This window comes from Kamptonema sp. PCC 6506 (assembly GCF_000180455.1).
GTDB lineage: Bacteria > Cyanobacteriota > Cyanobacteriia > Cyanobacteriales > Microcoleaceae > Kamptonema > Kamptonema formosum.
In genome coordinates, this window is sequence record NZ_CACA01000278.1 from 1 (window position 1) to 12,248 (window position 12,248).

Consider the following 12,248-nt stretch of genomic DNA (forward strand, 5'->3'; position numbering starts at 1 on the left):
GGAGGATTTACCTCTTCCCCGCTCCCCCGCTCCTCCATCTTTTCCCTCTACCGCTATTCGAGGCTGACACTGGGATAAAGCTTCCACAAGTTGTGCTCTGCGGATTGGCTTGCTTACATAGTCATCCATGCCAGCTTCCAAACACTCTTCGCGATCGCCCTGCATCGCATTCGCCGTCATCGCAATAATTCGCGGCCTCAAACCCGGAGGCCATTCTGCACAGATCCGGCGCGAAGCTTCCAAGCCATCCATTTCTGGCATCTGCACATCCATCAGCACCACATCATAACGCAAGCGACGTAAAGCCTCTAAAACTTCCTTACCATTCCCCGCTACATCAGCGCGATAACCCATCCGCTGCAAAATTTGTAAAGCCACCTTTTGATTCACCAAATGGTCATCAGCTAACAGAATCCGTAGGGGATATTGTTCCGCAAGTAGAGGTATATTTTCTGGCAAACATTGCCCATTATTACCCGCCCATCCATCTACAACAGGTTGGTCGCTAAATAGATTAATTAAAACATTGTACAACTGAGATTGTTTGATTGGCTTATTCAAAAACGCGGCAAATTCAATCTCGCAATCATTGCCGATCGCAGCCTCTTGTCTGCCCATAGAAGTCAGCATTATTAAAGGCAAATCTTGACAATTTGGGTGTTGACGAATTTGCGCCGCTAATCGCAATCCATCCATCTCCGGCATTTGCATATCCAAAATAGCCACGTCAAACTGCTCTTTCTGAGATAGCCAATCTAAAGCCTCGCTAGCCGAGCAACCAGCACGGACTAACATTCCCCACGACTGAGCTTGCAACGTCAGAATTTGGCGGTTAGTAGTATTGTCATCCACAATTAGCAGCCACTTTCCAGCTAATTGTGGTTGAATATTGTTCAAATTAAGTGTTAAATAACTGGGGTCGCACAGAGCATTAACAGTGAAATAAAACGTAGAACCTGTAGATTTTGAATTAGATAACTTAGATTTTAAATTATTGGATTTCTCACCCTCAAAATCTTTGAAATTATCCGCAGTTTCCTGAAATCTCCAATCAAAAATTGAAGCGCGAAAATCCTCCGGTGGAGTTCCGGCAGACCCGCCCATACTTTCTACCCACATTCTCCCGCCCATCATTTCTGCTAAGCGCTTGCTAATTGCCAAGCCTAAACCTGTACCTCCATAATGGCGTGTTGTAGAAGAATCCAACTGGCTAAAAGATTTAAATAACCGATCCATTCGGTTCAGAGGAATGCCGATGCCAGTATCTTTGACAGCGAATATAATTTCATACTGTTTAATAATTCCTAATTGTTCATTGCTCCGCTCTAATTGTTCTTGTTGACCATTAGCCAACAGCGAATTATTAATATTATAAGCAGGGATATTGCGAGCTATAACTGAGACTATCACTTCTCCTGTCGCAGTAAATTTAACTGCATTGCTGAGCAAATTTACCAAAACTTGTCGCAATCTGGTGCTATCTCCCACTACCGTACTCGGCACAGAAGGTTCAATTAAATAAGCTAATTCTAGATTTTTTTCCGCAGCTCTAGCACTGACCAAATCAATAGATTCTTCAATACAGTTTCGGAGATCGAAGGGATGTTCCTCTAAATCAAGTTTGCCAGATTCAATTTTGGAAAAATCTAAAATATCATTAATTAGCGTTAGCAAAGCATCGCCGCTGCTGCGGATAGTTTCTACAAAATCTCGCTGCTCATTAGTAAGCGAAGTATCGAGAAGTAAACCAGTCATGCCGATTACTGCATTCATAGGAGTGCGAATTTCGTGGCTCATAGTTGCCAAAAATTCACTTTTCGCCCTAGTAGCAGCGAGAGCTTGGTCGCGGGCTTGCGCCAAATCTACCGCCGTTTGCTGTCGTTCTAGTTCGCCACCCACCCACTGGGCCATCAGTTTTAAAAGTTCTTTATCTACTGCTTTAAAAGGTTCGTTCAGAGAGTTAGGACTCCAGAAGCTTAAGGTGCCATAAACTAAGCTTGATACTATAACCGGCGTTCCCATATAAGCTTCAATATTAAAGGCAGGATCGCTGCAAGCGAAGGACAAGCCTGAAAACCTAATTGATTCAAAATATAGAGGTTCTTGTGCCATTGCCGTAGCAACGCAAAAGGTTTTTTCTAAATCAAATATTTGCCCTTTAGTAATGGAGTTGTCTGCACACTGAACGGCAATTACTCGATAGTCATCGCCTTCAATATGAGATAAAATGCCAAATTCTAAGTTAAATTGTTCGCACCCCATTGCTAGTAAATTTTGGAGGCGTTGATCGAAGGTAGAGACACGATTAATTGGATCGGTATAAGGAGCGGAAGTTACTTGATACAATGCCCGAATCGAGGCTTCGCTCTCTCGCAATTCTTGTTCTCTCTGTTTGCGTTCGGTGATGTCGCGAGAAACACCAATAATTTCTTGAATTTTCCCTGTTTCCGCTTCGCGAATGGCGCGACTGGTGGTTTCAAACCAGACATACTGACCGTCTTTGCGACGGATGCGGTAGCTGACGGTGTAAGTTACTGGGAGTGCTAGAACTGTGGAATGAGCTTTGGCGATCGCTTCTAAGTCTTCTGGGTGAAAATAATCATTAGGTACACCTTTGATCAGTTCTTCCGGTTCATAACCGAGCAGAGCATGGCAGGCTGGAGAAACATAGAGAAAAATCCCTTTGGGGTCGTGCCTGGTAATCATGTCGGTAGAGTTTTCTGCCATCAAGCGATAGCGGTCTTCGCTTTCTACGCGCTCAAATTGAGAATTACGCAAGGCTTCTAACATACCGTTAATTGTCTCGGCTAGGTTTGATAATTCATCTTTTCCCGGCATGAGTACGCGCATGGAGAGGTCGCCGTTTGCGGCAATGCTACTGACGCTAGTGCTCAAGTCTGATAGGCGAGATAGCACTAATTTTTCTAGCAGCAGCAGGGTTAAAACGCTGAATACTATACCTAGCAATAATAGGGATGAGTTAAATAACCGTAGGGTAGTTTGACCCTGCTGGTAGATTACTCGCTGTACGTTGACTTGTAGCAACAAAGCCAATTCGCCGAAGATATCGCGAATTAGAGCATATCCGGCTACTGAGTTGTCGCTTAGGGGTTCGATGAGTATGTCTGCGGATTGGAGGTTTTCGATTTTCGACCGCAGATTTTCAGGTATTTTGTAAATGCGATCTGCCGCAATATCGGCATTGACACGCCCTAATTTAAAACTTAAGGTTGGTAATTTAAAATCTACAGATAACTGTGTAAGTTCAGCTAAACGCCTCGTTTCAGTGTCGTTGAGGTAGCGCCCTACAATCAGTGTTCCGCGTGGTGGTGCGACGGCTTCGCTAGGAAGGATAGGCCTAGAGGCAATCAGTACGGGGCCTTCGGGGAGAAGAATAATACCTGTTTTAGCAGAGGGAATTGTGGGGTTCTCGGCTGAATTTTTGTTGTTACTAAGTAGAAGGCTGTCGGCGCTTAGATATTTTTTGATGCTATCTGGAATAGGGATTTGAGTTTCTGTTTTTAGGTCGAATCCTTTACTAAAAACTATGTTACCTTCGTTGTCGGTAATTAGCAATAAGTTAAGTCTTAAATAGATAAAGGTCGCATCTACGAAGTTGGACTTGATATATTCATCGTTAGGTGATTTTAGGTAGGCGTAAGTATCATCCCATTCGGCATAGTCTTGAGCGCTTGCCTGTAAGTGGGATAGATCGTCATCAAGAGCATCTAAAGCCCGCGCTACATCCTGGCGGACATACTGAGCCTCTAAATTATTAAAGTCATGCAGCAAGATAGTTGATGCAGTAGCCCAGAGAACGACAATTAAACTGAGGAGGGCTGCGCCGATTATTAATAGTGTTTTTTTGCGAAGATTCATGGGAAAGAAGAAGGAAGAAGGAAGAAGGAAGGAGGAAGAGGGAAGAAGGTGGTTAGTTGTTAACTTTTGGCGTGGGTAGGTGGGGAATTATGAGTTATTAAGCAACTCTTTTCACCCAAAGCTTTATTCTCCTGTACTCCGTTGCTCCTCTGCTCGCAAGTCATGTGTGAGCAACGATCTATGACTGATAGCAACCGCCAAGACGGTGATGACGTTCTTAATCCCTGAAACTATTATTAATTTTATGGCATTTTCCTTCAGCCCTTCTCGATCGCTAAATTTTTCAGCCTTCTGCTATATTATCTGTGTTTTCTCAGCATCAAGTGTGAAGCAAAAAATTATTTAGCCTGGTTCCAGCCAAGGGAGAGCCAAATAAAGTAGTAACATTTCTACGTTGGGTCGAGTGCTAGTGTTACTCAACTAGAGTTGTAGATAGTGGGTTGGGTTTCACTTCCTTACACCTAGCCTAGTATCTACCCAACATACTATTTAAACCTGATTTACTACTCAGGGGCGGCGATCTCGCCCAATCCCAGCAGATAGCAAGGGCTTCGACCGTGAGCGCTCAGTCGCACGCTTGTCGAACTGCACCCCGAAGTCCCCTAGCCTCTAGTCCCTAACTCCTTGAGGTGGCTCTATAGCAGGAGGCAGCAGGCAGGGGGCAGGAGGAAAATGTAATAATAGAAAGGGTTTCGGCGATCGTTCGTGTCCTAAGCGTTGTGGTGGTTGCGATAACTAAATTTCTTAGCGTTTAGCGTTTAGCCTTCAGCCTTCTGTTATACAACACAAAAAAAGCCTCTCGGCTGAGAGGCTTTTTCAAGTTGATTTAGCTAAAGTCCAATTGTTAACGGATGACAGCTAAGGCCCCTGCACCGGCTGATGCTACCGCAGAAGCGAGGGCGGTGAAAAAGAGCCACCAGGAGGCAACTTCGGCTGCTTTGCGGGTTTCTTCGGCTTGGTGTTCAGCTTGCCGCTTGATGCTTTCTAACTGGAGTTGGGCTTGTTGTTGTAAGCGTTCGGCTCGTTGTAGGGTAGTGTTGCGAACTCGTTCGATCTGGTCTACGAGGCGATTGGCATCGGCTTCGGAGATGTCTTCGCGGGAACTGATAATCGCTACGAGGGTATCGCGGTTGAATTGGCCGAGGCGATCGCGTAATGCGTCAAATCCCGCCTGTGGGTCGTCAAATAAGGTGCGGACATCCTGTTTGATGCCCTCATAGTTGAGTTCTGGCCGATCTAAAGAGTTGAGATAATCGCGAATTTTATCTAAAACTGTGTCGATCGCGGCTTGAACTCCCTCTTGTATTTTCTGGATTTGCAGCACGAATTGGTCGCGCACTGACAAAATTTGATCGACAATCCGATTGGCTTCTGCTTCGGAAATGTCTTGGCGTTGGGAGAGCAAGGCGACGATGGTAGAGCGGTCAAAGTGAGAGAGTCGTTCCCCCAAACTCTGAGCCCCTACTTTGGGGTCATGCAACAATAGTTGCAAGTCGCGTTTGATGGCTTCGGGGTTGAGTTCGTCCTTGCCAGTGTTCCGCAAGTAATCTTGCAAAGTACCTTGGAAATCTCGCGCCTGTGCTTGCACTCGCTTCGCCAAGCGGCGGGGCGCTTTGATGGCGGAGTTGATGGTTTCTTGTACGGAGTCGATGACTTGATTGACTTGCTCTTCGCTTAAATCTTGGCGCTGGGAAAGTAGTTTTACCAGGGTGTCGCGATCCATGTGAGAGATGCGATCGCGTACTGCTAAGGCTCCTTCTTTGGGATTTGCGAGCATTTTACTCAAATCGCGCTTAATCCCTTCTGGATTGAGTTCTTCCTTGCCAGTGTTGCGGAGGTAATCGGCGATCGCGCTCGTTGTTGAGTCGTACTGTTCCTTAGCCTTATCAGCAATGGCTTTCGGCGCGTGCATTGCGCTACTCCAAGCTGACTCGACCTGATCGATCGCTTGATTGACCTGATCTTCAGTCAAGTCTTGCCGCTGAGATAGCAGTTTCACCAAGGTATCGCGGTCAAAATGGGAAGCTCTAGACCTAAGCGCCCACATTCCTAATTCTGGGTCATCCAGCACCTTTTGCAAGTCGCGTTTGATGCCTTCAGGGTTGAGTTCTTCTTTACCTGTAGAACGCAGATATTCCTGTACTCTTTGCCATTGATTATCGAGACGAGCTTGGGCAGCTTCTTGTAGACCTTTAGCATCTGCTAAGGCGACATCCCGCGCTCTTTCCAGTTCCTTGACGATCGGATCTATCTCGTGCCAGCCGATGTTTTCGCGGTGTCTGAGTAGCCGTACTAAGGCATCGCGATCGTAGACAGAAAGGCGATCGCGCAAGTGTTCGTAAGATGCGTCTGGATCTTCCAACAATGCCTTGAAATCGCGACCAATACCTTCGGGGGTAAGTTCCTCCTTGGGGGTTAACTTCAGGTAAGTTTCCACGCGGAAGCGCAACTCTTGAGCTTTTTCTCGCTCTTCAGCAAGCCTAACTGTATGCAAAACTTTCAGCCGCACGTCTTCGAGCTGATTGGCGATTTCTTTAATTTTGGCTTGAGTAAAGACACCTCTACTAGCTAGCAGTTCCTCGAAGTAGGACTTTTTGAGTTTCTCTAAATCCTGACGAACTGTTCTAGGATCGGCGGTGGGGTCATAGAGCGCTTCTCGAAAGTCGCGATCTATGGTTTGCGGGTTCATCTGCCAGGAGTAAGCGTTGAGCAGGTAGTTTTCTACATCAGCGCGAATGGGACTGAAGGGTTCAGCGGGTTCGCCTTTGACTTGATGACTGACTTTACCTGCTTGGTCGGTTACTTTGTTCTTGGCTGCTTTAAGTTGACCGACAACTTTTTCCACATCCAGATCCGAGAGGTCTGTACGGCCCAAAACTACTCCCATCAAGGCATTAATCGCCATTGTGCCGGCTTGGGACATCATGCTGGAATTTTGACCTTGGTTGGGGCTGATTTTGCCGATCGCCCCTTCGATTTGGCTCGAAAGTTTATCCGAGAGCAGTTCCCCTGGTTTTGCCGATTTGAAGTAGTCTACTAATTGACCAATGCCATCGCTGGCCGGCATTTGCTTCCCTACTTGCTTCCAGGCATCTTGCAATTGGTCTACGATCTTATTAACATCGCGTTTTGATAAGTCGGTGCGGGAACTAACTAAGTCTATAAGGGTTTGACGGTCGAGGTTAGGCAAATTTTCACTACCCGCGATCGCTTTTAGTTGCGGGTCATTGAGCAGTTTTTCAAATTCCCCCCGAATCGCCTGGAAATCTAATTCTGGTGGCTTAAGTTTTTGTATGTAATCTTCGACTGTTTCCCGCATAGTCACGGGGTCGATCGCGCTCCCTAGTTCGTGACCAACAGCGGCGGCGGCGGCTCTAGCTGTGCTTACGACTTGATCCTTGGCAGCTTTAGCACCCAAGGCGGCGGCGGCAGTGCCAACAATTGCTTGAAAGCCAGCAGTCGCAGTATTGACAACGGAACCGACTAAAGAGCCGACGGTTGTGGAACTTACCCACACGAGCATGGAGAAGTAAGTTCCCCAGACTACTAAGCCGATAATTGCACCTAAACCCACACTACGAATCAGACTGAGTTTTACAGCCAGCAAGCAGGCAAAAAAGAGCGCAACGCTGACTGTGATTAGCGTCCAAGTCCCCACTTTCGATCCAATATGGCGGACGGGACTGCCTTCACCTTCGGAGTTAGAATCGCTTGACTGATTTCCCCAGTAGGAAAGACCGGCGGCGACAGAAAGATTTGTCAGCAGCAATTGGAAGGCGCAAGCCAGCACAACTCCTGCGATCAAAGCAATAAAAAATTGCGGCCCAGAATAAAGCAGCGCTGCGTCTTCTACTGTCTGAATACCTTGCTCTGTTTGAGTTTGGGCGAGCGAGAATGGTAAGTGATAGAGTCCCAGATTTATTGGCAAATTTTGATACATAGTATATCCCTCATCACAAGATGGGTTCGCGCAGTTTTCTTTAAGGTGGCGCGAGTAGCAGATGTATAGTTTCCGCTATCAGAGTCCTTGCTCCTAAGCATCTTCGGATTTAGTAGATAAAACATCCCCCTACAGTCTGAAGAATTAAAATATGTCTGCGGCTGGCTGTCACAATTGAGATAATTATGCTAAGTGACATTTGAGAGGGGAACAGTAGGCTAAAAGAGAGAGAACACTTGTGGCTGTCAATTTTTGATGTCAATTACTGTTTTAAATAGTCTCATTTTTTCTCAATTAGATTCACTTTTGAACTAGAGAGGACAATCGCCAGCACTAAAAATTTATCGAGTCTTTTCTAATTTGCTATTATAGTTAAGATTAATAACTATAATGCCGTTCAAAAGTTAGTTAATTAAGATTTACAGCTAGCAACAATTTAAGAGGTAGTAATGTGAAACAGCAACATTGGTATCAATGGGTTGCCCGAAGGCTCGATCGACGACATTGGACACCACTGTTGCTTGGGATCGTTGCCTCGATCGCTGTTTTAGGGCTGTGGCAACAAGCTGAAATGCAGGAACAGTTTTATATTCGGCAGATGACTCTAGCAGAATCCAATGCGGTTAAGCACGATTTAACTGCTGAACTCGAAACTCGGATTCACGCATTAAAGCGCATGGCAACGCGATGGCAGATTCACTGGGGCAATTCTCAATCCGAAAGGGAAATCGATGCAGCTAGCTATCTCAGGGATTTTGAAGGCTATCAAACGATCGCCTGGGTTGACCGATCTCTACAAGTGCGTTGGATTCTCCCCAAAACTGGAAACGAAGCCGCAAAAAGTTTATATCTGCGTCAGGAGGCAAAACAGTTAGCAGCTCTCAATGGTGTGCGCGATCGCCGTAAAATTATCATCACTCCCGCTGTTTCCCTCAAGCCAGGAGAAACTATTTTTTCTATCTATACTCCTTTATTTATTAAGAACAATTTTAATGGTTTCATTCAAATTATATTGCAAATCGAATCTCTCTTCGATCGCATTTTACACTTGCCAGCAGGCTATAGCATTCGTATTCATGAAGGCACAAATTTAATTTATCAACGTGGTGATGGATCGCCAATATCGCCATCAGAAAAATTCAGTCTGAAATCCCACGAAATCAACTGGGAAGTCGAAATATTTTCAACATCAAAAATGCTATCGTATGAGTACTCTATTCTTCCCAAAGTCATTTTATTTGGCGGATTGAGCGGTGTTTGGATATTAGCACTAACTGTTTATTTAGCTCAAAAGTCAGAGCATCATGCTCGCAGAGCCAGAACAATAAATCAACAATTAGAGAAGGAAATTGTCGAGCGACAACAAATAGAAGCTAATTTACGGGAGAGCGAAGAACGTTGGCAACTAGCACTCCGAGGTAATAGCGATGGCATCTGGGATTGGAATATGCAAACAAACGAGATATTTTATTCTACCCGATGTAAAGAAATACTAGGCTATCTAGATAGCGAACATAGCAAGTATCCCCAAGATCGGATTAACCTATTACATCCCGAAGATCGAGAAAAAGTAGTGCAGGCTGTTCAAGACCACCTTACCAAGAAAACCCCCTTCTACATTTCTGAGCATCGCATTCGTTGTAAAAACGGGGACTACAAATGGATTTTAGATCGCGGTCAAGCACTTTGGGATGATGCAGGTAAAGCCATTCGGATGAGTGGCTCTCATACCGATATTACAGAGCGAAAGCAAGCAGAAGCTGAGCTTCAAGAATTGACAATCTCTCTAGAAAATGCGATATCTGGCATTTCTAAATTGGATAAGAGTGGACGTTATTTATCCGTAAATCGCTCCTATGCTAATGCCGCAGGATATGAACCGGAAGAGATGCTAGGGATGATGTGGCAGCAAACCGTTCATCCTGATGATGTGGATAAACTGATTGCTGCTTATGACCAAATGCAGCAAAACGATAAAGTAGAAGTTGAAGCCAGAGGCATTCGCAAAGATGGGTCTATATTCTATAAACAATTAGTGATGATTTCAATTTATGACGAGCAACACCAGTTTATAGGACATCACTGTTTTATGAAGGATGTTAGCGATGCCTACGGCGAGCTTCGCTTACGCAAATATGCTGAGGAAGCACTCCAGCAAAGCGAAACTCGCTTTCAATTATTTATGAATCACAGTCCGGCTGCTGCCTGGATTAGCGATACAAATGGGGTAATCCTCTACGCTAGTCAATCCTATTTAAAAAACTTTAAACTGCCAACACTTGATATTATTGGCAAGTCAATTTTTGAGATTTTTTCATCAGAATTTGCCCATAAAATTCTTGATAATATCCACAAGGTTGTCCAAACCCAACAAGTCTTAGAAGCGATCGAATTAGCACCTCGTGCCGATGGTACTGTGGGTCAATTTTTAGTTTATAAATTCCCACTTCCTGAAACATCAAGACAAATACTTGTCGGAGGAGTCGCGATTGATATTACCGAGCGACAACAAACCGAAGCAGCGATTTCTCAGTTAGCAGCAATTGTTGAATCTTCCGAAGATGCCATCATTGGTAAGTCATTAGACGGTGTGATTGAAAGCTGGAATGCAGGAGCAGAAAGAATGTTTGGTTATACAGCTCTAGAGATAGTAGGGCAATCAATAACAAAACTAATTCCCCCAAACTATGTAGACGAAGAAGCCCAGATTTTAACAATAATTAGACAGGAAAAAAGCATCCCTCACTATGAAACAGTTCGGCAGCGCAAAGACGGAACGTTAGTCAATGTTTCGGTAAGTATTTCTCTAATTAAGAACAAAAAAGGTGCGATTATTGGGGCATCAAAGATTGTACGAGATATCAGCGATCGCAAACGCAGAGAAATTGAATTGTGGCAAGCAATGGAAGCAGCAGAATCTGCAAATCTGGCAAAAAGCACTTTTCTGGCAAATATGAGTCACGAACTACGTACTCCTTTAAATGCCATTTTAGGTTTTACTCAGGTGATGGCTCGAAATCCCGCACTTACCCCAGAATTAAAGGAAGATTTACAAACTATTGGTCGAAGTGGAGATTATTTACTGAGTCTAATTAATGATATTTTAGATCTCTCCAAAATCGAAGCCGGACACTCTACCTTGGAAGAAACTGGATTTGACTTAATTGCCTTGCTTCATTCCCTCCAAAATATGTTAGCTGAACGGGTGAACTCTAAAAAACTTCAGCTTTATTTTGACGTTGCTCCAAATTTACCGCAGTTCATCCTTGCTGATTCCCAAAAATTGCGTCAGGTGTTACTCAATCTTCTGAGTAATTCCCTGAAGTTTACCGATCTAGGATATATCACACTGCGCGTCAGAAGTGAGGAGTCAAGCTTGACAGTTCGAGGCTTAGAAGCACCTGAAATTAGCAACTTAGATCCTACAATCTCCAACGTAACACCTAAAACCAGTTTACTATTTGAGGTAACAGATACCGGAGTAGGCATTTCCCCTCAAGAACTTGACAACATTTTTGATGCCTTCGTTCAGACACAGGCTGGAAAGAGGGCGAAAAATGGTACTGGGTTAGGTTTGACAATTAGCCGCAAATTGATTGAAATTATGGGCGGAGAAATTTTTGTGAATAGTACTCCCGGACAAGGTAGTACATTTACCTTTACCGTCCCGGTTTGCCCAATACATAAAGTTAATATTGTCCCATATAAAACCGATCTTATAGTCAGAGGACTAGCTCCTGGTCAAAAACAACGGCGTATTTTAGTAGTGGACGATCGACAAGAAAATCGATTGCTAATCATCAAATTACTGAGTCAATTAGGCTTGGAAATACGGGAAGCTACCAATGGCCAAGAGGCAGTAAAATTATGGCAAGAATGGGAACCTGACTTGACCTGGATGGATATTCGGATGCCTGTGCTCGACGGCTATGAAGCAACTCGACAAATTAGAGCAATGGAAGAGAATAAAAATGGTATTATTATTGCACTAACAGCACAAGCTTCACAAAGCGATCGCAGCCTAGCCCTTGCGGCTGGCTGCAACGATTATATCAGCAAACCTTTCCGGGAGGAAACTTTATTTATTAAGATGAGAGAATATTTAGGGTTAGAATATTTGTATGCGGAACCTTCTATTACATTAGATGATTATCCTGTATCTTTATCCTTGTCCCAGCAAAATTTGTTAGAGTTGATCGCTCCAACAGATCTAGCCTCATTACCTCAAGAATGGCTGGATAAATTAGAGGATGCTGCTGTATGTGGCAATGATTATGCAATTGTTGAACTCGCAGGTAAACTACCTCCATCACTGTCAAAGTTTGGTGCATATTTGATTGAACTGGGAAGCAAATATCTATTTGAGCAAATCCTCGAATTGCTTCAAAGCAATTCCCTAGTATAACTTTTCAAATGATTAGATTAACCA

3 protein-coding genes are annotated in these 12,248 nt (G+C 44.3%); 1 reads left to right on the top strand and 2 read right to left on the bottom strand.

Annotated elements, in window-relative coordinates; translation table 11 throughout:
- Positions 1-3,879, bottom strand: a 3,879-nt coding sequence (locus OSCI_RS15145) for a response regulator (RefSeq protein ID WP_052638545.1), incomplete at its 3' end; no start/stop codon positions are given.
- Positions 3,880-4,723: 844 nt separating this feature from the next.
- Positions 4,724-7,819, bottom strand: coding sequence for a hypothetical protein (locus OSCI_RS15150; RefSeq protein WP_007355886.1), 3,096 nt, complete (start codon positions 7,817-7,819; stop codon positions 4,724-4,726).
- Between the two features lie 451 nt (positions 7,820-8,270).
- On the opposite strand from OSCI_RS15150, the gene OSCI_RS15155 reads away from it, so the two are divergent.
- On the top strand, positions 8,271-12,224 hold the full coding sequence (locus OSCI_RS15155) for a PAS domain S-box protein (protein ID WP_007355887.1): 3,954 nt from the start codon (positions 8,271-8,273) through the stop codon (positions 12,222-12,224).
- The last annotated feature ends 24 nt before the right edge of the window (positions 12,225-12,248 follow it).